Source organism: Actinoplanes sp. NPDC051861, from assembly GCF_040681145.1.
Taxonomy (GTDB): domain Bacteria; phylum Actinomycetota; class Actinomycetes; order Mycobacteriales; family Micromonosporaceae; genus Actinoplanes.
The window spans coordinates 84,756-106,933 of sequence record NZ_JBFAYE010000030.1; the positions used below are offsets into that span (position 1 = coordinate 84,756).

The following is a 22,178-nucleotide window of genomic DNA, read 5'->3' on the forward strand; positions in this document are numbered from 1 at the left end:
GACTAACCCGACAGACGCGCAGGTCACAGGCTCTGACCTGCTGCTCCGGGATCACCCGGTGGTGATGGGTGTCCTCAATGTCACGCCGGATTCCTTCTCCGACGGTGGGAGATACACCGATGTCGACGCCGCGGTTCAGCACGGCGTCGACCTTTTTCGTCAAGGTGCGCACGTCATCGACATCGGGGGTGAATCGACCAGGCCCGGCGCTCAGCGAGTGGACGCCAAGACGGAGACCGATCGGGTCGTTCCGGTGATCGAGCGGTTGTTCGCCGAGGGCGTACCGGTCAGCATCGACACGACCCGTGCCGCGGTCGCCGAGGCCGCGCTCGCCGCCGGTGCGGTGGTGATCAACGACGTCTCCGGCGGGCTCGCCGATCCGGACATGGCCGCGGTCGCCGCGGCGGCGCGCTGCCCGTGGGTGCTGATGCACTGGCGCGGGCACTCCCGGGACATGCAGAGGCTGGCCGAGTACACCGATGTGGTCGCCGAGGTCCGTGACGAGCTGCGGGCCCGTGCCGACGAGGCGGTCGCCGCCGGCGTCGACCCGGGCATGATCGTGCTGGACCCGGGTCTCGGGTTCGCCAAGCGCGCCGAGCACAACTGGGCGCTCAGCGCGCACCTCGACGTCCTGATCGATCTCGGGTTCCCGCTGCTGTTCGGTTCGAGCCGCAAGACCTATCTGGGTCATCTGCTGGCCGGCCCGGACGGCACGCCGCGGCCGGTCGGTGGCCGCGAGGCGGCCACCCTGGCCACGTCGGTGCTGGCGGTCGCTTCCGGCGCGTGGGGGGTCCGGGTCCACGAGGTGGGCGCGACCGTCGACGCGCTTGCGGTCTGGCGCGCCACCGGGTCACCGAGATTCAGGGGTACGCGAGACGCGCGCGACGATCGACAGGAGCGACGATGACCGGCCGGATCACGCTGACCGGGCTGCGTGCACGGGGGCATCACGGCGTCTACGACTTCGAACGGGAGCAGGGCCAGGACTTCGTCGTGGACGTGCGGCTGGACCTGGATCTGAGCCGTGCCGCCGAGACCGACGACGTGGCCGACACCGTCCACTACGGCGAGCTGGCCGGCAGCCTCGTCGAGGTGCTCACCGGCGAGCCCGTCAACCTGCTGGAACGGCTCGCCGACCGGCTGCTCGACGTCTGCCTCGCCGACGAGCGGGTGGCCGCGGCCGAGGTCACCGTGCACAAGCCGCAGGCGCCGATCCCGCACGAGTTCGCGGACGTCGCCGTCACCCTGCGGCGGAGCCGGTCGTGACCCGGGCGATCCTCTCCCTGGGCAGCAATCTCGGCGACCGGATCGCACACCTGCGCGCCGCCGTCGACCTGCTCGGCGAGAGCGTGCAGCTGGTCTCCGGCGTGTACGAGACGCCTCCTTGGGGCGACCGTGCTCAGCCTCCGTACATCAATGCTGTTGTGCTCGTGAACGACGAGAGCGCAAGCCCGCGGCACTGGCTGGAGCTGGCACGGGCGTGCGAATCGGCCGAGGGCCGGGTCCGTGACCCGGACCGCCGCTTCGGCCCCCGCACGCTGGACGTCGACGTGATCGCGGTGTGGGAGACGGACGGCACGCCGGTGCTCAGCGACGACCCCGAGCTGACGCTGCCGCACCCGCGCGCCCATCTGCGTGCGTTCGTGCTGCGGCCGTGGATCGACATCCATCCGCACGGCAGGCTGCCCGGACACGGCTGGCTCACCGACCTGCTCAACGCGCCGGACCTCGCGGACGACCTCGCCACGATGAGCCCCCGCCCGGATCTGTCGCTAGAGTCGAAGGCGTGAGCGCCAACCCGGAAGGCCGCCGGACCGACCCCTCGCTGCGGCCGACGAGCATCTCCGTGCTCGTGGTGGCCGGACTCGCCTCCGCCGCGGTGGGCTGGCTGGTGCTCAGCTTCACCTACTCGCGCCTGCCCGCCCTGCCCTGGACGCCGGTGTTCGTGCTGGCCGTGCTCGCGGTCGCCGAGGGCCTGCTCGCGCAGAACACCAGCGCGCGAATCCAGCGCAAGCCCGGCGCGCTGCCGGTCCAGCCGCTGATGGTCGCCCGGTATGTCGCGTTGGCCAAGGCCTCCTCGCTGGTCGGCGCGATCTTCGCCGGCTTCTCCGCCGGACTGCTCGGCTGGCTGCTGCTGGAGCCCACCGACGCGGCCCGCGAGGACGTGCCCGCCACGGCCGGTGGCCTGGTCGCGGCGCTCGCGCTGATCGGTGCGGCGCTCTGGCTGGAGCGCTCCTGCAGGGTGCCGGAGCAGCCCGATCGTCAGGATGACGACTCCGACCGGCCGTCTGGCCGACGTTGACGTTTGTCGAAGTCATCTAGCCTCTGAACTGAGGCCGTCTCGTATCCGTATGCTTTGCGGCGGGCGACCATAAGCCGGAGTAGCGTGCGCCTCGAACCGCTCGTGGAGGCGTGAGGAGGCGCGGAACATGGCCTACGACGAGACCACCTTCCGCCGGCCCGGTGGCGAGCCCGCCGCAACCGACCCGGCGGCCTACCGGCGCCGCGTGCAGTACGACGACACCGCCGGGACCACGCTCGACCAGTCGCTCAACGCCCCGGTCACCACCGGGTCGCTGACCCCGGTCGGCGACGAGGACGGGCGCGACCGGCTCGGCATCCATCTCGGCTGGGAGGTCATCCTCCTGGTCGTCGCGGGTGTCCTCGGCTTCTTCCTGTGGCGTGAGGACTCCGGCGCGCTCCAGCGGCCCGCGCTCGACTCGCTGCTGGTCACCGGCGCCGCGATCGGCCTGCTCACGCTCGGCGCCGGGCTGAGCCTGCGCGCCGGCGCACCGAACCTGGCGCTCGGCCCGGTCGCCCTGGCCGCCGCCATGCAGTATGCGGAGAACGGCGACAAGGGCGTCCTCCAGGCGCTGGTCCCGGCCCTGATCATCGGTGCGGCCGGTGGCCTCGTGGTGGCCCTGTTCGTCGTGACGCTCCACGTGCCCGGGTGGGCGGCCAGCCTGGCCGCGGGACTGGGCGTGATCGTCTACATCCAGCTGCGGGTCGAGCCGATCGTGGTGCAGGGCGACTGGGACCCGACCGACCAGGCCTTCATCCTCTTCGGCGGCTTCGCGTTGCTGGCCGTGCTCGGCGGCGGTGTGGGGGCGATCGGGCCGGTCCGCCGGTTCTTCGGCCGGCCACGCCCGTTCGGCGACCCGGCCCGCCGGCAGGGCACCATGGCCGCCGTGCCGGTCGTCCTCGCGCTGATCGTCTCCACGGTCTTCGCCGTCGGCGCGGGCGTCATCCTGTCCGCCCAGTCGGCCACCCCGATCGTGCCCGGCACCGGCCTCGAGTGGACCGGCATCGCGCTCGGCCTCGCGCTGCTCGCCGGCACCAGTGCGTACGGGCGTCGCGGCGGCATCTTCGGCACCCTGTTCGCGGTCACCGCGCTGACGCTCTTCCTCGACTTCGAGAACCGCCGTGAGCTCGACATCGCGCTGTTCGCGATCGCCGCGGCCGTGTTCTCCGCCGGCCTGATCGTCACCCGTCTGGTGGAGACGTATGGGAGCGCCTACACCTCCGGCTCCACCGAGGAGTGGAACGCGGCACCCTCCAGCGGCACGGCGAACTGGTCACCGGCCTCCCCGGAGACCTGGAACACCCCGGCGGCGCCGCCCGCGCGCAGCGACCGTTGGGATGACGGCCCGTGGGGTGCCGCGCGCTGATCTAAGCTTCGTTCATGACCGCCAGCTTCGCCGAACTGGACGCCCTGCCCACCGAGGTGCTGCGCGAGCGCGCCTTCGCCAAGGCCCGCGAGCACCACGACGTCAAGTTCTACTGGTCGGTGCTGCAGCACCTGCCGGACGCTGACGAGGCCGCCTCCCTCGACGGCGCACCGAACTCGATCGGACCGACCGTCGACGAGGCCGCCGCCCTCTGGCGCGAGCTGGAAGGCCGCGATCTGGGCGAGCTGGAGCCGCTGCTGCGCGCCGCGTTCATCGATTATCTGAGCAAGTAGTGACGGTCGTCGTTTGAGAGGCGTGCCCCGCTGGGAATAGCGGGCGCATGGCTCTCGGTAATCGATATAAGACCGCACCAGGCGCGGGCACACTCGCGGCTCTGGTGCTCGTACTCGTCTTCGGCAGCCCCTGGTATGCGGACTGGGCTGTGGAGAACACCGACCCGGAGACGGCCGGTGGATGGTGGCTGCAACTGCTGGCCTGGCCGCACTGGAGCTTCGACACCGACGACTCGTTGCGTGACGTGATCGTCGGCGACCTCAAGGCGATCCTGGTCGTCGTCCTGACCTTCCTCTTCCTCTACCTGCTGCCCGGTTCCCAGCTCGCTCGGGCGCGCGGCACCATCAGCCAGTTCTTCGCCGGCTGGGCCGCGTACATCTTCGCGGGCGGGTTCGCGGCCCTGCTCGCCACGCTGTTCCTCAGCAACCCGTCCCTGCTGGGCGCGTTCCGGGCGGCCGGGTCCGGCGCGTCGTACGGCCTGTTCGTCGGCTGGATCATCGGCCTGGCCACGCTCGGTGGCTGGCGCGGGACCCGGTGACGTTCAGACCGTCGCCGGCACCTGAAACACGGCCGCCCGAGTGACCGAACCCACCGGGCGGCCGTTCTCGACCACGACGACGGTCTCGCTGTCGTCGGTGAGCATCACGGCCAGCGCGTCGTGCAGGCTGGCGGTGGCCTCGACGGTGGGCAGGCCGTCGGTCGGGCCGTCGTACGGGCTCATCACGTCCCGTACCGGGGTCACGGCGAGTCGGCGGATGCCGCGGTCGGCGCCGACGAAGTCGCGTACCTCGGGTGACGCCGGCCGGCTGAGCAGCTCGGCGGGCGGAGCGAACTGCAGGAGTTTGCCGCCCTCGGCGAGCACCGCGATCCGGTCGCCCATCCGGACCGCCTCGTCGATGTCATGGGTGACCAGGACGATGGTCTTGCGCACCGAGGCCTGCAGGCGCAGGAACTCCTCCTGCAGCCGGGCCCGGACGATCGGGTCGACCGCGGAGAACGGCTCGTCCATCAGCAGCACCAGTGGGTCCGCGGCCAGTGCCCGGGCCACGCCGACACGCTGGCGTTGACCGCCGGAGAGCTCGTGCGGGTACCGCTTCGCATAGCGTGCCGGGTCGAGGCCGACCAGGTCGAGGAGTTCGTCGGCGCGGGCCTCGGTCCGCTTGCGGTCCCAGCCCAGCAGGCGCGGCACGGTGCCGACGTTGGTCCGGACGTTGTGGTGCGGGAAGAGTCCCACGTTCTGGATCACGTAGCCGATCTGCCGGCGCAGCTCGACCGGGTCCTGCTTCAGGACGTCGCGCCCGTCGATCAGGATCTGTCCGCTGGTCGGCTCGATCAGCCGGTTGATCATCCGCAGGATGGTCGACTTGCCCGACCCGGAGGGCCCGATCAGGACGGTCAGCTCACCGGCGCGCACCTCGAGGCTGAACCCGGAGACGGCGGCGGTGCCGTCCGGATACACCTTTCCGACGTCCTCCAGCGTGATCGATGCAGAGGTAGCGTCCACGTATGCCCTTCCTGTCGTGGGGACCGGCGCTGCACGCGCCGGTCGCCGCCCCCGCCGATGACGGCCCGGGGAACCCCTGGTTCTCCTGGCGGTACGTCCAAGAGAACGCCGACGCGATCGGCTCCGCGCTCAGTTTCCACGCCGGACTGACCGCGCAGACGATTCTCATCGCCCTGGTGGTCGCACTGCCACTCGCTGTCGCCGCCTACTGGATCAGACCGCTGACCGCGCCGATTCTCGCACTCTCCGGGGTTCTCTACACGATTCCCTCGCTGGCACTGCTCGCGCTCCTGGCCCCGCTGGTCGGCACCACCAACACCAGCTCGGTCCTGATCGCCCTGGTCATGTACGCGTTGCTGGTGCTGGTCCGCAACGCTCTCGCCGGGCTCACCCAGGTGCCGGCCGAGGTGCTGGAGGCGGCCACGGGCATGGGATACGGGCGGCTCGGCCGGCTGTGGCGCGTCGAACTGCCGCTGGCCCTGCCCGGGATCCTGACCGGCATCCGCCTCGCGACCGTGTCGACCGTGGCGCTCGTCACGGTCGGTTCGCTGATCGGCCAGGGCGGCCTCGGTGACCTGATCATGAGCGGCTTCCGGAACAACTTCTACAAGGCGCAGATCATGACCGGGGCGATCCTCTGCGTGGGCCTGGCGCTCGTGCTCGACCTGACCCTGACCGGTATCGGGCGGCTGCTCACCCCGTGGACGAGGGGACGGGCCGCGTGAACTACTTCGAGGAGGGCTTCGTCTGGTTCAACGACCCGCTCAACTGGACCAACCCGGGCGGGCTCCTGGACCGGCTGGGCGAGCACCTGGTGATCAGCTTCTGGGCGGTGCTGCTCGGCTGCGCCGTCGGCTGGCCCATCGGCATCTGGCTCGGTCACCGCGGCCGGGGCGGCGGCGCGGTGATCACTGTGGCCAACCTCACGCTCGCGATCCCGACGTTGGCGCTGCTCACGATCCTGCCGCTCACCCCGCTCGGCTTCGGCAAACCGCCGGTCGTGGTGGCGCTCGCCGTGTTCGCGGTGCCGCCGTTGCTCGCCAACGCGTACACCGGTCTGCGATCGATCGACCCGGAAACCAGGGACGCCGCGCGGGGAATGGGATTGTCCGGCGGACAGTTGCTGCGTCAGGTGGAGTTGCCGCTCGCGGCGCCGTATTTGGCGGCCGGGCTGCGCACCGCCGCAGTCCAGGTGGTGGCGACCGCGGCACTGGCCGCGTTCGTCAACGGCGGTGGTCTCGGTCAGATCATCAGCGCCGGGTTCGGGATCGGGATGAGCAACGGAGGTGGTGGCCAGATCGTCGCCGGCGGGCTCGCTGTGGCGCTGCTCGCACTCGCCGTCGAAGGGCTGCTCGCCCTGGTCCAGCGCCTGGTCACACCGCCTGCGCTGCGGGTCAGGAGACGTCGGGCACAACCTGCGGCGGCCCCGGCCGGATAACACTCCGGCATCGGAATAATGATCTTGTCATACCCGGCGAGTAGGAATGGCTGGGTAGGCAACTTTACGGGCATCGCTTTTCCGGCTGCCCGTCGGACACGCGGCACGGCCACCAGGGCCGTGCCGGGACACAGAAGGCGGCAGTAATGCGTCGAAATCTTTTGCGGGCGGCCGGCGTTTTTGCCGTGGCCGTCGTGCTCGCGGGTTGTGGTGAGGCCGGCTCGTCCGGCACCGAGGCTCCGGCGTCGGTGGCCGCGGGTGGCGGCGCGGGTTGCGCACCGGTCGCCGGTGACGCGCTGGTGGTCCTCACCGACGACAAGCAGTTGCAGAACACCGACAACGTCATTCCGGCCATCAACAAGAAGGCCGCTACCCCCGAGCTCATCGCCGCGCTCGACAAGGTCTCCGCGGCCCTCGACACCAGCAAGCTGATCGACCTGAACAAGGCGGTCGACATCGACCGCAAGTCGTCCAAGGCCGCCGCGCAGGAGTTCGCCACGGCGAACAACGTGACCGCCGGCATCACCAAGGGCGCGGGCGGCAACATCACCGTCGGCGCCGCGGACTTCAGCGAGAGCGCCACGCTCGGCGAGCTGTACGGCATCGCGCTGACCGCGGCCGGCTACACGGTCAAGGTCCAGCAGATCGGCAACCGCGAGCTGTACGAGCCGGCCCTCGAGAAGGGCGACATCCAGGTCGTCCCGGAGTACGCGGCGACCCTGGCGTACTTCCTGGCCGGCAAGGTCGAGGGCAAGGACGCCAAGGACCCGTCCTCGCCCGACCTGAACACCACGGTCACCAACCTCAAGGCGCTCGGCGACAAGAGCGGCCTGGCGTTCGGGCAGGCCAGCACGGCGCAGGACCAGAACGCCTTCGCCACCACGCAGGCGTTCGCCGACAAGTACGGCCTGAAGACCCTCTCCGACCTGGCGTCCAAGTGCTCCGGCACGGCGACGGTCCTGGGCGGCCCGGCGGAGTGCCCGCAGCGGCCCAAGTGCCAGCAGGGCCTCGTGGAGACGTACGGGTTCCAGGCCGGCACCTTCACCACGCTGGACGCCGGTGGCCCGCTCACCAAGACCGGCCTGAAGCAGGGCACCATCTCGGTGGGTCTGGTCTTCAGCTCGGACGGCGCACTGGCAGCGGGTTAGTCACTTCCGTCCCGTGGGCCACACCTGTTGCCCACGGGACGGCAATCCCCCGAGGGGCCGAGCGCTCCATGGTCCGGTGTGCCGTCCCGGCGCTCGGCCGTTTCGCCCCGGGCGCACTCTCGGTAACATCTGCGCCCATGCCGGAACGGGACCCCCAAGCGGGACACAACGCGCGCCTGCTCCGTGGCCTCGTCTGGGCGGGAGTGGTGATCGCTCCGCTGGCGGCCGCGGTCGTGCTGGTCAGCGGCGGGGCGACCGCGATGCGCTTCGCGGTGCTGATGGTCGCGGTCAGCGTGGTGCTGATCGGCGCGTCGGTGCTGATCCGCAGCGATCCCGTCCTGCTCCGGATGGAGGTCGAGGACCGCGTCGGCGAGGAGGTCGAGTCCCTCCGCAGAGAGCTGCGCGCCGAGATCGCCGCGGTGGCGTCCGCGCCGGCCCGGTCGGCTCCGCTGACGCCTCGCAAGCCTGGTGGTCGTGCGCAGGTCGGCCCGCCGCCGGCCGAGGGCGGGTTCCGGCCGCAGACCAGCTTTGTGGACCAGCCCGGCTTCGCGGACCAGGACGTTCCGGAGCAGGGCTACGACGAGTTCGAAAAGGCCGGCTCCGGTTTCTTCGGCCCGGACGCGGATGGGTACGGGCAGAGCGACTTCGGGTCCGGTGACTATGGGCCGGACGTGTCGAGCAATGGCGTGCGGCCGACGAATCCGGGGCGCAACACCGGTGGCCGGGCGTCGGTTCCCGGTCCCGGCCAGCCGATGCACGGCAACGCTCCGGCCGGGCGAGCTTCGGCAGCGGTCCCCGGCGGCCCCGGACCCGGCGGCCCGGGACCTGGCGGCCACGGACCCGGCGGCCCGGGACCTGGCGGCCACGGACCCGGCGGCCACGGACCCGGCGGCCACGGCGGCCACGGACCCGGCGGGCCCGGTGCGGCGGGTGCGGCTCAGGTGCGGCCGGTGGCGGCTTCGGGTGCGGCCTCGGTCAGCGGTGCGGCGTCGGTGAACGGGACGGGATCCTTCGACGCGGGCGCCGGGGACGGCACGACGTCCTTCGGCGCGGCATCCGTGAGCGGCGCCGGGACATATGGCACGGCGTCCGGGGACGGTGCAGGGACATATGGCGCCGGCGCCGGGACGTATGGCGTGGGTTCCGGGAATGGGCCGGCCGTCTACGGCGGGGCCTCCCGTAAGAGCCCGGGGACCTACGGAGGATCGGCCTCGGCGGCGCCTTCCTCGGACTCCGGGCCGGTGCCGCGACCGCGCGCTGCCGCGTCGGTGCCCCCGGCCGCCGGCCAGGCGCGGCCAGCGGGTGCGGCCTCGGTTCCGCAGCCCGGCGCGGGTCCAGCCCGCGCGGCGGCCTCGGTCCGGCCCGGCGGCATGCAATACGGACGCCCGGAGGCTCCCGAGGGTGATTTCGGCGCGGCCAACGGCTATGCCGACTACGGACCCGGCTACGAGCAGCAGAACAGCTTCGATCCCCAGCCCGGTTTCGACCAGCAGAACAGCTTCGATCCCCAGCCCGGTTTCGAGCAGCAGAACAGCTTCGACCAGCAGTCCGGTTTCGATTCGCAGGGCGGCTTTGTCTCGCAGGGCGGCTTCGACCATCAGGGCGGCTTCGAGCAGCAGGGTGGCTACGACGAGCAGGGCGGCTACTACGAGACGACCGGCGGTTACGACCAGGGCGGCTATGACAGCGGCTACGAGTCCGACGGCTACGACTCCGGCGCCTACCGAGCGGAGGTCTTCGAGTCGGGTGGGTTCGCACCGCAGGGCGCGAACGGATTCGACTCGGGCGGCTACCAGAGGGCGGACCAGACCGGGGACAGCGCCGAGTACAAGGCCCGCCGCCACCGCCCCTCAGCCAACGACACCAACGTGGGCAGCCTCGCCGACTTCGCCACCTACGGCGGCTACCGCGACGACCGCCGCTGACCAACCCAAACTCCACACCCCGCCGCTCTCACCCGCCTCCGTGTGGAGTTGCGGTGCGCACGCGGGCCAAACTCCACACGCTGCGGTTCTGACCGGTCTCCGTGTGGAGTTGGGGTGCGCACGCGGGCCGAACTCCACACGCCGTTGTCCTGACCCGCTTCCGTGTGGAGTTGGGGTGCGCACGCGGGCCGAATTCCACACGCCGTTGTTCTGACCCGCTTCCGTGTGGAGTTGGGGTGCGCACGCGGGCCGAATTCCACACGCCGTTGTCCTGACCCGTCTCCGTGTGGAGTTGGGGTGCGCACGCGGGCCGAACTCCACACGCTGCGGTTCTGACCGGTCTCCGTGTGGAGTTGGGGTGCGTGGGTGGGTCGAAGTTCACACGTTGGATGCTGTTGACGGGTGGGCGTTATTTGTCTATGTCGCCTACTACGAAGAACATGGAGCCGAGGATGGCGATCAGGTCGGGGACCAGGCAGCCGGGGATCAGCGTGGCCAGGGCCTGGACGTTGGCGTAGGAGGCGGTTCGCAGCTTCAACCGCCACGGGGTCTTCTCGCCTCGGGAGACCAGGTAGTAGCCGTTGATGCCCAGTGGGTTCTCGGTCCAGGCGTACGTGTGGCCCTCCGGCGCCTTCACCACCTTCGGCAGGCGCACGTTGACCGGGCCGCCGGTGCGGTCGACCTGGTCCAGGCACTGTTCGACCAGGTCGAGGGAGACGAACACCTGCTCCAGCAGGACCTCGAAGCGGGCGTGGCAGTCGCCGGCGGTGCGGGTCACCACCGGGACGTCCAGCTGGTCGTAGAAGAGGTAGGGCTCGTCACGGCGTACGTCGAAGTCCAGACCGCTCGCCCGCGCGACCGGCCCGGAGGCGCCGTAGGCAGCCGCGTCGGCGGCGGTCAGGACGCCGACGCCGACGGTGCGTGCCAGGAAGATGTCGTTCTTGTGGATGATGTTGTCGAGGTCGGGCATCCGCCGCCGCACGGCCGCGACCGCCTGCCGGGCCCGTTTGGTCCAGCCGGCCGGCACCTCCTCCTTCAGGCCGCCCACCCGGTTGAACATGTAGTGGATCCGGCCGCCGGAGACCTCCTCCATGACCGCCTGCAGCGTCTCCCGCTCACGGAACGCGTAGAACATCGGCGTGATCGCGCCGATCTCCAGGGGGTAGGAGCCGAGGAACATCAGGTGGTTCAGGACCCGGTTGAGTTCGGCCAGCGCCATCCGCAGCCAGACCGCCCGTTCCGGCACCTCGATGCCCATGAGGCGTTCGACGGCCAGGACGACGCCCAGTTCGTTGGCGAACGCGGAGAGCCAGTCGTGCCGGTTGGCCAGCATGATGATCTGGCGGTAGTCGCGGACCTCGAACAGCTTCTCCGCACCCCGGTGCATGTAGCCGACGATCGGCTCGCAGTCGACGACCCGCTCGCCGTCGAGGGTGAGTTTCAGCCGGAGGACGCCGTGCGTGGAGGGGTGTTGCGGCCCGATGTTGAGGACCATGTCGGCGGTGTCCAGGCCTGCACCGGTTCCAACAGTCATCTCACGCATCAAAGGCAGCCTTCAGTCCGCATTAGGGTGGCGGGCGGGGAGGTCGGACGGGGTCACAGCAGCATCGTCTCAGACGGGACGCCGATGGAGTGGAACAGCCACCAGTGGGAGCCGAGGCCGGCCGGGTCGATGAGTTCGGCGGCGGAGCCTGCTGCGGCGAGAGCACGCAGATACGCCGCCGGGTCGGTGCGGGCAAGATCCAGCGGTGGCCGGGCGCCGTCGATTCCGAGCGCTTTCAGCGCATCACGCTGGCGGACGAGGGTGTACGGGGTACCGACGGCAGCTGCCACGGCATCCATCGCCACGTGTGCTGTGACATCGCAACTGCCGTCCGGGACCGGTGGCACCTGCCGGCCGTCCCGGAAGCCGGTGAGCGTGCCGAGCGGCGGGCGTTCGTCGCGGCGGTGTCCGTAGTCGACACAGAGCGCCGCGCCGCGCCGGATCGAGTCGACCGCGTCCGCCCAGGCGGTGTCCCGTGGCCATCCGATCTCGACCCGCCCGGGGCCGGGCCACCAGCGGCTCATCCAGAACAGGTCCGCCGGGTCGGCCGGTGCGCCGAGGGTCTCCGTGCCGGTCGCCCGGTCCACCAGGACCTTGCGGTGCCGGCCCTCTTCGTCGGCGTCCACGATGTCCAGCGGCACGTTGTCGAGCCACTCGGTGGCGACGAGGAGGCCGGTGATGTTCTCCGGTACGTCGCGTCGCCAGCGGATCGCCCGGTCGAGGCCGTCCGGCCGGGGGGCCACCTCCACGGCGACCATCCGGACCCGCTCGGCCAGGTCGCCCGGCAGCAGCGTGCGCACTGTGGTGAGCAGTTCGCCGCGGCCGGCCCCGACGTCCACCAGGTCGAACGTCTTCGGCCGGCCGAGGGCGGCGTCGAGGCGCTCGATCACCCGCAGCAGGGCGCCGGCGAACAGCGGTGAGGCGTGCACGCTGGTCCGAAAATGCTCGGCCGGTGCGCCGCTGGGCCGCACGAAGAACCCGCCGGAGCCGTAGAGGGCCGCCTGCATCGCGAGCCGCCACCCGATCGCCGTCATCGCGTCAGCGTAGGGCCGGGCTCAGCCGATGCGCGGGAGGCCGGAAGGGGTCCGGCTCAGCCGATGCGCGGGTCGGCCGAACGGGGGAGGTGCGGTTTGCCACTCGGTGTTGCTACGAGCGTGTGAACGCGGAGCATACTGGCGCTCGACCGGTACCCCGATCTAGAGGACTGGATCCACAGATGAACGCACTGACCGTCGGCGTCGTCGGCGCCGGCCGGGTGGGCGCTGTGCTCGGCGCGGCCCTCAACTCGGCCGGGCACCGCGTGGTCGCCGCCGCCGCTGTCTCCGCCGCCTCCCGCGAGCGCGCCGCCCGCCTGCTGCCGGACGCCGCGATCCTGCCCGCCGACGAGGTCGCTCGGGCCGCCTCCGACCTCCTGCTCCTCGCGGTTCCGGACGACGTCCTGGGCAGCGTCGTCGCCGGGCTGGACCGGACCGGGGCGCTGCGCGCCGGTCAGGTCGTGGCACATACCTCAGGGGCTCACGGACTCGCCGTTCTGGGCGATGTGAACGGCATGGCCCTGCATCCCGCGATGACCTTCACCGGCGCGGACTCCGACCTGGACCGGCTGCCCGGCATCGCCTGGGGCGTCACCACGCCGGACCGGGCTTTCGCCACCCGCCTGGTCGCCGACCTCGGCGGTGTGCCGGAGTGGGTGGCCGAGGACGCCCGGCCGCTCTATCACGCGGCGCTGGCACACGGCGCGAACCACCTGGTCACGCTCGTCAACGAGGCGGCCGGCCTGCTGCGCTCGGCCGGGGTGAGCCGTCCGGAGCGGGTGCTGGAGCCCCTGCTGACGGCCGCGCTGGACAACGCGCTGCGGATGGGTGACAGCGCGCTGACCGGCCCGGTCTCGCGCGGCGACGCCGGCACGGTGGCCCGGCACCTGGACCGGATGCCCGCCGAGGCGGTACCGGCGTACCTGGCGATGGCCCGCCGCACCGCGGACCGGGCGATCGCCTCCGGCCGTCTGCGCCCGCAGGACGCCGCCGCGCTGCTCGACGTCCTGGCCAACGCCTCGGTGGGGAGTTCCCGATGACGTCGCTGGTGCACACCCGCGCCGAGCTGGCCTCGGTCCTGGACCTCGTGCAGGACGAGATCGCCGTCGTGATGACCATGGGTGCGCTGCACGAGGGCCACCGGCAGCTGATGCGCGAGGCCCGGAAGCGGTCCGCGTTCGTCCTGGTCACGATCTTTGTGAACCCGCTGCAGTTCGGCCCGAACGAAGACTTCGAGAAGTATCCGCGGACGCTCGACGCCGACGTGGCGGCCTGCGCGGCCGAGGGTGTGGCGGTGGTCTTCGCGCCGGGACGCGACGACGTCTACCCGGCGGGGGCGCCGTCGATCACGATGCACCCGGGGCCGCTCGGCGAGATCCTGGAGGGTGCGAGCCGTCCCGGGCACTTCAGCGGGATGCTCACCGTCGTCGAGAAGCTGCTGATGCTCACCCGGGCGGACGTCGCGTACTTCGGGGAGAAGGACTTCCAGCAACTCGCGCTGATCCGCCGGATGGTCGCCGACCTGGAGCTCGGCGTGGAGATCGAGGGCGTTTCCACCGTACGCGAAAGTGACGGCCTGGCCCTTTCCAGCCGTAACCGATATCTCTCGGCGGATGACCGTCAGGCTGCTCTGGCGCTTTCCCGCGCTTTGCGCGAGGGCGCCGCGCGGAGTGACCCCGCGTCGGTCCTGGCCGTCGCTCACAAGATCTTGGCGGAAGAGCCGGGGGTACGCGTGGACTACCTCGAACTGACCGCCGCCGACCTCGGGCCCGCGCCGGACGAGGGAGATGCTCGCCTGCTGGTGGCCGCCAGGGTCGGCAGCACCCGGCTGATCGACAACGTTCCGCTCCGTCTCCAGAAGGGCGCCTGATGCTCCGCACGATGCTGAAGTCCAAGATCCACCGGGCCACCGTGACGCAGGCCGACCTGCACTACGTCGGCTCGGTCACGGTCGATCTCGACCTGCTCGAGGCGGCCGACCTGATCCCCGGCGAGCAGGTGGCGATCGTCGACGTCACCAACGGGGCGCGGCTGGAGACGTACGTGATCCCGGGCGAGCGCGGCAGCGGCGTGATCGGCATCAACGGCGCCGCCGCCCACCTGGTGCACCCGGGTGACCTGGTCATCCTCATCTCGTACGGGCAGATGGACGACGCCGAGGCGCGTGCCTACCAGCCGCGGGTCGTGCACGTCGACGCGGAGAACCGGATCATCGAGCTGGGCGCGGACCCGGCCGAGGCGGTCGCCGGAATGGCCGGCGAACTGGTCCGGGGGGATCTCACGCTGAGCGCTCGCTGACTTTCCCGAACGCCACCGGTGTCCGAACAGATCATCATATGATCGATAAATCGGACACCGGCGGCGTGTGGGAGGCGGGCGTTCATGCGACACCGGTGGGGCCTGGCCGCCACGAGTGTGGTCCTGCTGCTGGCCGCCGGGTGCGGCAGCGGTGGCGACGTCGACGGTGACCTGACCGACAACTGGGGCGCGATGGCGCCGGCCACCGTGTTCAAGCCGGTCGCCGGCACGTGCCACCTCGCCAACTTCGCCGTCGCGGGCCCGCGGGCCACCTACGAGGAGGCGAACTGCGACGTCCTGCACCGCACCGAGACCGTCTTCGTGGGCGAGTACGAGGCGCCGGCCGTGGACGGGGCGGAACCGCCGGAGAACACCTCGGCCGGGGCGAAGGCGGCGTACGAGTCCTGTGACCAGAAGACGTCGGCGTACGTCGGCGGTCAGTGGCGCGACGCCCGGCTCTGGATCGGCGTCACCCATCCCTCGCCGGCCGCCTGGACCGGCGGTGCCCGCTGGTTCCGGTGCGAGGTGGTCGAACTCGACTCGATCGAGGACGACGGCGCGCTCACCCAGCGCGAGGGCAGCCTGCGAAACGCCCTCGCGGGCGGGACCTCCGAGCTGATGCTGACCTGCTACGCCATCGAGATGCAGGACTCCGGCTCGATCGACACGATGCCGCCGGCCGAGTGCACCGACAAGCACAACGCCGAGTACGTCGGTGTGTGGAACGCGCCGGAGAAGGCCTCCTACCCCAAGGGCGACGCGACCTGGGAGGAGTTCCACGACGGCTGCCGCGGGCTGGTCGCCGACTTCGTGGATGTGCCCGAGGACGGCGACCTGCGGTACCGCACCGGCGTGGTCTCGCTGCCGGGCAACACCGACGTCTGGGCACAGGGCGACCACAGCGTGCGCTGTTACCTCTGGCTGGACGGCACCGAGCTGACCACGTCGCTGAAGGGCAAGGGGACGAAGGCCCTCCCGGTCCAGTACAAGTAACGGTGACCACGAATGGTGCCCCCGCCGCGACCGGTCCGCGCGGGCGGAGTGTACTGAAACACATGTCTCCACTCGCGGATCTTCCGGCGCTGCCCCGCCGGCTCGCAGCCGCCGAGCCGGGCTGGTCCGAGACGACCGACGTCGTGGTCGTCGGCTCCGGGATCGCCGGCCTGACCGCGGCCCTCCACCTGCGCGAGCACGGCCTGCACGTCACCGTCGTGACCAAGGTGAACATCGACGACGGCTCCACCCGGTGGGCCCAGGGCGGCATCGCGGCGGTGCTGGATCCGCTGGACACCCCGCAGGCCCATGCGTACGACACCGAGATCGCCGGTGTCGGCCTCTGCGACCCGGAGGCGGTCCGCGTCCTGGTCGAGGAGGGCCCGGCCCGGATCCGCGAGCTGATCCGCCGCGGCGCCGAGTTCGACCGCAACCCGGACGGCTCGCTGATGCTGACCCGCGAGGGCGGTCACCGCGCCGACCGGATCGTGCACGCCGGCGGTGACGCCACCGGTGCCGAGGTGCAGCGCGCCCTGCACGAGGCGGTACGCCGCGACCCGTGGATCCGCCTCGTCGAGCACGCCCTGGTCCTGGACCTGCTGCGGGCCGCCGACGGCCGGGCCTGCGGGCTCACCCTGCACGTGCTGGGCGAGGGCAGCGAGGACGGCGTCGGCGCGATCCTGGCCCGGGCCGTGGTGCTGGCCACCGGCGGGATGGGCCAGATCTACTCGTCCACCACGAACCCGTCGGTCTCCACCGGCGACGGTGTGGCGCTCGCGCTGCGGGCCGGCGCCGAGGTGACCGATGTCGAGTTCGTCCAGTTCCACCCGACCTCGTTCGTGACCTCGGATCTCAACTCGGTCCAGCGGCCGCTGATCTCGGAGGCGCTGCGCGGGGAGGGTGCCCACCTGGTCGACGAGGCCGGCAACCGGTTCATGGTCGGTCAGCACGAGCTCGCCGAGCTGGCGCCGCGCGACGTGGTCGCCAAGGGCATCTACCGGGTGCTGCGGTCCACCGGGACGGACCACGTCTATCTCGACGCCCGGCACCTGGGCAAACAGTTCCTGGAGGGCCGGTTCCCGACCATCATGGCCTCCACCCGCGGCGCCGGCGTCGACCCGGCCACCGACCTGATCCCGGTCGCACCGGCCGCCCACTACGCCTCGGGCGGGGTCCGCACCGACCTGCACGGCCGCACCAGCATCCCCGGCCTGTACGCCTGCGGCGAGGTGGCCTGCACCGGCGTGCACGGCGCCAACCGCCTGGCCAGCAACTCGCTGCTGGAGGGCCTGGTCTTCGCCAAGCGGATCGCCGACGACGTGGCCCGTGACCTGCCGGCGCAGGCCGAGCCCGCCCGGCAGGCCGCCGGCCCCGCCTGGGTGGCCGACCCGGCGATCCGCGGCGACCTGCAGCGCGCCATGACCCGCGGTGCCGGGGTGCTGCGCTCGGCCGACTCGCTCGCCGCCGCCGCCAAGGAGCTGACCCGGCTCGCCGAGCAGCGCTCCAAGCCGAACACCGCGGCCTGGGAGGCGACCAACCTGCTGACCGTCTCCACCGCGCTGGTCGCCTCGGCGCAGAGCCGCCGGGAGACGCGCGGCTGCCACTGGCGCGAGGATCACCCGACCGCTGCCGACGAGTGGCGCGGCCATCTGCTCGACGCGCTCGCCGCCGACGGCACCGTGACGCAGACCTTCCAGGAGATGGCGTGACCCACGCAGAAGTGGACCTGAACCTCGCCGAGGTGCAGCGTATCGTACTTACCGCGCTCGCCGAGGACCTCGGCGAGCCGCCCCGCGACGTGACCAGCGAGGCGACCATCCCGGCCGACCAGACCGACACCGCCGAGCTGGTGGCCCGCGCCGATGGCGTCGTGGCCGGCCTGCTGGTCGCGGCCGAGGTCTTCGCCGTCACCTCGGCCGGCACGGCCACGTTCGAGCGGATGGTGGCCGACGGCGCCGAGGTGCGCCGCGGCGACGTGCTGGCCGTGATCACCGGGCCGACCCGGGCGCTGCTGACCGCCGAGCGCACCGCCCTGAACCTGCTCTGCCGGATGTCCGGTGTGGCCACACACACCCGCAAGTGGGCGGACCGGCTGGCCGGCACCGGGGCGACCGTGCTGGACACCCGCAAGACCACGCCCGGCCTGCGCCTGCTGGAGAAGTACGCGGTCCGGGCCGGCGGCGGCACCAACAAGCGCATGGGCCTCTACGACGTCGCCATGATCAAGGACAACCACAAGCTGGCGGCGGGCAGCGTCACGGCCGCGTACCGGGCGGTGCGGGAGACGTTCCCGGACGTGGCGGTGCAGGTCGAGGTGACCACGCTCGACGAGGCGCGCGAGGCGGTGGCGGCCGGTGCGACGTTCCTGCTCTGCGACAACATGACGCCCGAGCTGCTCACCGAGGTGGTGGCGGCGGTCGGCGGCGGCGGGGTGGAGCTGGAGGCGACCGGGAACCTCACGCTGGAGACGGCCGCGGCGTACGCGGCGACCGGGGTCGATTACCTGTCGGTCGGTGGTCTGACCCACTCGTCGCCGATCCTCGACATCGCCCTCGATCTCCGGGCGCGCTGAGTCCCGTACACAATGAGGCTCTTGATTTTGATTCTTAGGGGCTGTCGTGCTGCTTTGCATTGACATCGGTAACACCAACACCGTGCTTGCCACCTTCGATGGTGACAAACTGGTGCACAACTGGCGGATCAAGACCGATGCCGCGTCGACCGCCGACGAGCTGGGCCTGATGTTCCGCGGGCTGCTCGCCGGCGACGCCGTGGAGATCACCGGGGTGGCGGCCTGCTCAACCGTCCCCGCGGCGTTGCGCAACCTGCGCACGATGCTGAAGCGCTACTACGGCGAGGTGCCCAGCGTGATCGTCGAGCCGGGGGTGAAGACCGGCGTCCAGCTGGCCATCGACAACCCCAAGGAGGTCGGCGCGGACCGGGTGGTCAACACGCTGGCGGCGCACGCGCTCTACGGCGGGCCGTCGATCGTGGTCGACTTCGGCACGACGACCAACTTCGACCTGATCAGCGCGAAGGGCGAGTTCCTGGGCGGCGCGTTCGCACCCGGTATCGAGATCTCCTTCGACGCGCTCGCCGCCCGCGCCGCCCAGCTGCGCAAGGTCGAGCCGATCAAGCCGCGCTCGGTGATCGGCAAGAACACCGTCGAGTGCCTGCAGGCCGGCCTCTACTTCGGCTTCGGCGGCCAGGTGGACCGGATCGTCGAGCGGATGGTCGAGGAGATCGGCCCGGTCCGCGCGGTGATCGCCACCGGCGGGCTGGCCTGGGTGGTGAAGGACGAGTGCCGCACCATCACCGCGCACGAGCCGATGATCACGCTGATCGGGCTCCGGATGGTATATGAGCGGAACGTCTGAGAGCCGCTGAGTACGCTTTCCTGGTCCTAGACACCTTCACCAGGAAGTCGAGCCGTGACCGAGCAGAACACGCCAGCGACCGATCCAGCCGAGGACCTTCCCGAGCAGATGCGGGTCCGCCGGTCGAAGCGGGACCGGATGCTGGCCGAGGGCGTGGCGCCCTACCCGGTCAACGTCCCCCGCACCGCCGAGATCGCCGAGATCCGCACCCGTTACGCGGACCTGCCGACCGACACCGCCAGCGGCGACAGGGTCTCGGTCACCGGCCGGGTGATTTTCGTGCGCAACGGCGGCAAGCTCTGCTTCGCCACGCTGCGCGCGGGCGACGGCACCGAGTTGCAGGGCATGCTCTCCCTGGACAAGGTCGGCCCCGAGGCTCTCGAGGAGTGGAAGCGCCTGGTCGACCTCGGTGACCTGGTCGCGCTCACCGGTGAGGTGATCACCAGCCGGCGCGGTGAACTCTCCGTTCTCGCCGATTCCTGGACCATGAGCGCCAAGGCGCTGCGCCCGCTCCCGGTCGCGCACAAGCCGCTTTCCGAGGAAACCCGGGTGCGGCAGCGTTATGTCGATCTGATCGTCCGCCCGCAGGCCCGCGACGTGGTACGCACTCGTGCCACCGTCGTGCGCAGCATCCGCGAGTCGCTGTTCCGCCGCAATTATCTCGAGGTGGAAACGCCCATGCTGCAGTTGCTGCACGGGGGCGCGGCGGCCCGGCCGTTTGTGACGCACAGCAACGCGCTCGATACGGATCTTTATCTGCGGATCGCTCCGGAACTGTTTTTGAAGCGGGCCGTGGTCGGCGGCATCGAGCGGGTCTTCGAGATCAACCGCAACTTCCGAAATGAGGGGATGGACTCCACCCACTCCCCGGAGTTCGCGATGCTCGAGGCGTATCAGGCGTATGCCGACTACAACGTCATGCAGCAGCAGGTCCAGGAGTGGATTCAGGAGGCCGCGTTCGCGGTCGCCGGTTCGCACGTGGTGACCCACGTCGACGGCACTGAGCTGGACCTGGGCGGCGAGTGGAAGCAGATCACCCTGTTCGGCTCGATCTCCGAGGCGCTCGGCGAGGAGGTCACGATCCGGACCGAGCTCGCCCAGCTCCAGCAGTACGCGGAGAAGGTCCAGCTCTCGGTCGACCCCAAGTGGAGCGCCGGGAAGCTCGCCGAGGAACTTTTCGAGCACCTGGTGCAGTCGAGCTTGCAGGCTCCCACGTTCGTGCGGGACTACCCGGAGGAGACCGCACCGCTCACCGCGGCGCATCGGGAGACCCCCGGGCTCACCGAGAAGTGGGACCTCTACGTCGGCGGATTCGAGCTCGCCACGGCGTATTCGGAGCTCGTCGATCCGGTCGTCCAGCGCGAGCGTCTGCACGCTCAGTCCCTGCTCGCGGCGGGTGGCGACGCCGAGGCCATGCAGCTCGACGAGGATTTCCTCCGCGCCATGGAGTACGGAATGCCGCCCACCGGCGGCATGGGAATGGGAATCGACCGGCTGTTGATGGCGCTGACCGGCCTCGGCATTCGGGAAACGATCCTCTTCCCGTTGGTCCGCCCGGAGTAGACGCGCAACAATTATCCCACCGCCATTGACGGCCTATGCGTCCCTGGCGTTATTGTCTTCCCATTGCTAGGGAGAGAACCTGTGTTCGGGAGGATAACCGCGCGTGGCGAAGCAGATCATTCACAAGTTGGTCGATGACATCGACGGTGGCGACGCCGACGAGACCGTGAAGTTTGCGCTCGACGGCATTCAGTATGAGATCGACCTCTCGGAGAAGAACGCCGCTGAATTGCGGCAGGTGTTCGACCCCTACCTCAACGCCGGCACGAAGGTGGCCCGCGGTGGTGTGGTGGTGGGTGGCCGCGCGGCGCGTGGCCGCGGTGGCGCGACCGCCGACCGGGAGCAGAACAAGGCGATCCGGGAGTGGGCCAAGAAGGCGGGGAAGGACATCTCCGACCGGGGCCGGATCCCGCAGGAGATCGTGGACGAGTTCCACGCGAAAGGTCCCGGCCGGGCCTGAGCATCTCTGGCCCCGGTTGAAGAGGGCGTGCTGATCACACGATCGGCGCGCCCTCTCGGCGTCTCTGTCCCCAGGTTATCCACAGGGCCCGAACGAGTTGTCCACAGCCTGTGGATCGCAGGGATTTCGCTGTACGCGTACACGTTCGGGTGGGGGAACAGCCGTTGAGCGTGCGAAGTTGGCTAAATCAACGTTGCGGATCGTTTCGAAGGGTCGCGAGGACCCAGCGGACCCCGTCGGCGGCGATAGAGTTACTGCACGGGCATCACCGATGCCCGTGCGCTGGCCCCGCCAGTTCAATTGGCGCACGGCACGTGAGGAGCACGAGGGCATGTTCGAGCGGTTCACCGACCGAGCGCGACGGGTTGTCGTCCTGGCCCAAGAAGAGGCCCGGATGCTCAACCACAACTACATCGGAACCGAACACATCCTGCTCGGCCTGATCCACGAGGGTGAGGGCGTCGCGGCCAAGGCTCTGGAGAGCCTGGGCATCTCCCTGGAGGGAGTGCGGCAGCAGGTCGAGGAGATCATCGGTCAGGGCCAGCAGGCGCCGAGCGGGCACATCCCGTTCACGCCACGCGCCAAGAAGGTTCTCGAGCTCTCCCTGCGGGAGGCTCTCCAGCTCGGCCACAACTACATCGGCACCGAGCACATCCTGCTCGGCCTGATCCGCGAGGGCGAGGGCGTCGCCGCCCAGGTGCTGGTCAAGCTCGGCGCCGACCTCAACCGGGTCCGCCAGCAGGTCATCCAGCTGCTCTCCGGATACCAGGGCAAGGAGCCGGCCGCGGCCGGCACCGCCACCGGCGAGGCGGCTCCGTCCACGTCGCTGGTCCTGGACCAGTTCGGGCGTAACCTGACGCAGGCCGCCCGGGAGGGCAAGCTCGATCCGGTGATCGGCCGGGAGAAGGAAATCGAGCGGGTCATGCAGGTGCT

At 70.7% G+C, this 22,178-nt stretch carries 24 protein-coding genes; 21 read left to right on the forward strand and 3 right to left on the reverse strand.

The features are described from left to right. The first annotated feature begins 64 nt into the window (after positions 1–64). The 7 genes from folP (at position 65) to AB0M02_RS43305 (ending at position 4,500) form a co-directional block, all read left to right on the forward strand. The gene (folP, locus tag AB0M02_RS43275) at positions 65–907 is read left to right on the forward strand and encodes a dihydropteroate synthase (protein WP_364238359.1); all 843 of its coding nucleotides are present in this window, start codon (positions 65–67) and stop codon (positions 905–907) included. Beyond that, positions 904–1,266, forward strand: coding sequence for a dihydroneopterin aldolase (folB, locus tag AB0M02_RS43280; protein WP_364238333.1), 363 nt, complete (start codon positions 904–906; stop codon positions 1,264–1,266). Before folP ends, folB begins: the two co-directional genes overlap by 4 nt. Next, complete coding sequence (gene folK, locus AB0M02_RS43285; RefSeq protein WP_364238334.1) at positions 1,263–1,790, forward strand: 2-amino-4-hydroxy-6-hydroxymethyldihydropteridine diphosphokinase; 528 nt, start codon at positions 1,263–1,265, stop codon at positions 1,788–1,790. The genes folB and folK overlap by 4 nt, the downstream gene beginning before the upstream one ends. Beyond that, the gene (locus tag AB0M02_RS43290; protein WP_364238335.1) at positions 1,787–2,302 is read left to right on the forward strand and encodes a DUF3180 domain-containing protein; all 516 of its coding nucleotides are present in this window, start codon (positions 1,787–1,789) and stop codon (positions 2,300–2,302) included. The genes folK and AB0M02_RS43290 overlap by 4 nt, the downstream gene beginning before the upstream one ends. Positions 2,303–2,429: 127 nt before the next feature. After that, on the forward strand, positions 2,430–3,668 hold the full coding sequence (locus AB0M02_RS43295; RefSeq protein ID WP_364238336.1) for an ABC transporter permease: 1,239 nt from the start codon (positions 2,430–2,432) through the stop codon (positions 3,666–3,668). Positions 3,669–3,682: 14 nt separating this feature from the next. After that, a complete protein-coding gene (locus tag AB0M02_RS43300) occupies positions 3,683–3,961 on the forward strand; it encodes a hypothetical protein (RefSeq protein WP_364238337.1) in 279 nt (92 codons plus the stop codon). A 47-nt stretch (positions 3,962–4,008) separates the two neighbouring features. Continuing rightward, on the forward strand, positions 4,009–4,500 hold the full coding sequence (locus tag AB0M02_RS43305; protein ID WP_364238338.1) for a hypothetical protein: 492 nt from the start codon (positions 4,009–4,011) through the stop codon (positions 4,498–4,500). Positions 4,501–4,503: 3 nt separating this feature from the next. On the opposite strand, the gene AB0M02_RS43310 is transcribed toward AB0M02_RS43305, so the two are convergent. After that, complete coding sequence (locus AB0M02_RS43310; protein ID WP_364238339.1) at positions 4,504–5,466, reverse strand: ABC transporter ATP-binding protein; 963 nt, start codon at positions 5,464–5,466, stop codon at positions 4,504–4,506. A 29-nt stretch (positions 5,467–5,495) separates the two neighbouring features. On the opposite strand from AB0M02_RS43310, the gene AB0M02_RS43315 reads away from it, so the two are divergent. From AB0M02_RS43315 to AB0M02_RS43330, 4 genes are all read left to right on the forward strand, one after another. Continuing rightward, positions 5,496–6,191 (forward strand): ABC transporter permease, encoded by a 696-nt coding sequence (locus tag AB0M02_RS43315; RefSeq protein ID WP_364238360.1) that lies wholly within the window; start codon positions 5,496–5,498, stop codon positions 6,189–6,191. Further along, entirely contained in the window at positions 6,188–6,904 is a 717-nt protein-coding gene (locus tag AB0M02_RS43320; protein ID WP_364238340.1) for an ABC transporter permease subunit, read from the forward strand. Before AB0M02_RS43315 ends, AB0M02_RS43320 begins: the two co-directional genes overlap by 4 nt. 146 nt (positions 6,905–7,050) lie before the next feature. After that, complete coding sequence (locus tag AB0M02_RS43325; protein ID WP_364238341.1) at positions 7,051–8,052, forward strand: glycine betaine ABC transporter substrate-binding protein; 1,002 nt, start codon at positions 7,051–7,053, stop codon at positions 8,050–8,052. Positions 8,053–8,189: 137 nt separating this feature from the next. Next, positions 8,190–9,977, forward strand: coding sequence for a hypothetical protein (locus AB0M02_RS43330; protein ID WP_364238342.1), 1,788 nt, complete (start codon positions 8,190–8,192; stop codon positions 9,975–9,977). Between the two features lie 409 nt (positions 9,978–10,386). On the opposite strand, the gene AB0M02_RS43335 is transcribed toward AB0M02_RS43330, so the two are convergent. After that, on the reverse strand, positions 10,387–11,520 hold the full coding sequence (locus AB0M02_RS43335) for an NADH-quinone oxidoreductase subunit D (RefSeq protein ID WP_364238343.1): 1,134 nt from the start codon (positions 11,518–11,520) through the stop codon (positions 10,387–10,389). A gap of 53 nt (positions 11,521–11,573) precedes the next feature. Then, positions 11,574–12,554, reverse strand: a complete 981-nt coding sequence (locus tag AB0M02_RS43340; RefSeq protein ID WP_364238344.1) for an SAM-dependent methyltransferase — start codon at positions 12,552–12,554, stop codon at positions 11,574–11,576. Between the two features lie 182 nt (positions 12,555–12,736). On the opposite strand from AB0M02_RS43340, the gene AB0M02_RS43345 reads away from it, so the two are divergent. The 10 genes from AB0M02_RS43345 to AB0M02_RS43390 form a co-directional block, all read left to right on the forward strand. After that, complete coding sequence (locus AB0M02_RS43345; protein ID WP_364238345.1) at positions 12,737–13,594, forward strand: Rossmann-like and DUF2520 domain-containing protein; 858 nt, start codon at positions 12,737–12,739, stop codon at positions 13,592–13,594. Continuing rightward, positions 13,591–14,424: a pantoate--beta-alanine ligase gene (gene panC / locus AB0M02_RS43350; protein ID WP_364238346.1), complete on the forward strand. Its 834-nt coding sequence runs from the start codon at positions 13,591–13,593 to the stop codon at positions 14,422–14,424. Before AB0M02_RS43345 ends, panC begins: the two co-directional genes overlap by 4 nt. Further along, positions 14,424–14,852, forward strand: coding sequence for an aspartate 1-decarboxylase (gene panD, locus AB0M02_RS43355; RefSeq protein ID WP_364238347.1), 429 nt, complete (start codon positions 14,424–14,426; stop codon positions 14,850–14,852). The genes panC and panD overlap by 1 nt, the downstream gene beginning before the upstream one ends. Positions 14,853–14,936: 84 nt before the next feature. Continuing rightward, entirely contained in the window at positions 14,937–15,845 is a 909-nt protein-coding gene (locus AB0M02_RS43360) for a septum formation family protein (RefSeq protein ID WP_364238348.1), read from the forward strand. 62 nt (positions 15,846–15,907) lie between these two features. After that, positions 15,908–17,554: an L-aspartate oxidase gene (locus AB0M02_RS43365; protein WP_364238349.1), complete on the forward strand. Its 1,647-nt coding sequence runs from the start codon at positions 15,908–15,910 to the stop codon at positions 17,552–17,554. Then, the gene (gene nadC, locus AB0M02_RS43370; RefSeq protein WP_364238350.1) at positions 17,551–18,417 is read left to right on the forward strand and encodes a carboxylating nicotinate-nucleotide diphosphorylase; all 867 of its coding nucleotides are present in this window, start codon (positions 17,551–17,553) and stop codon (positions 18,415–18,417) included. The genes AB0M02_RS43365 and nadC overlap by 4 nt, the downstream gene beginning before the upstream one ends. Positions 18,418–18,463: 46 nt before the next feature. Further along, positions 18,464–19,222, forward strand: coding sequence for a type III pantothenate kinase (locus tag AB0M02_RS43375; protein ID WP_364238351.1), 759 nt, complete (start codon positions 18,464–18,466; stop codon positions 19,220–19,222). Positions 19,223–19,276: 54 nt separating this feature from the next. Beyond that, positions 19,277–20,785: a lysine--tRNA ligase gene (lysS, locus tag AB0M02_RS43380; protein ID WP_364238352.1), complete on the forward strand. Its 1,509-nt coding sequence runs from the start codon at positions 19,277–19,279 to the stop codon at positions 20,783–20,785. A gap of 103 nt (positions 20,786–20,888) precedes the next feature. Next, positions 20,889–21,245, forward strand: a complete 357-nt coding sequence (locus AB0M02_RS43385) for an Lsr2 family protein (protein ID WP_364238353.1) — start codon at positions 20,889–20,891, stop codon at positions 21,243–21,245. A 331-nt stretch (positions 21,246–21,576) separates the two neighbouring features. Next, positions 21,577–22,178, forward strand: a 602-nt coding sequence (locus AB0M02_RS43390) for a Clp protease N-terminal domain-containing protein (protein WP_364238361.1), incomplete at its 3' end; no start/stop codon positions are given.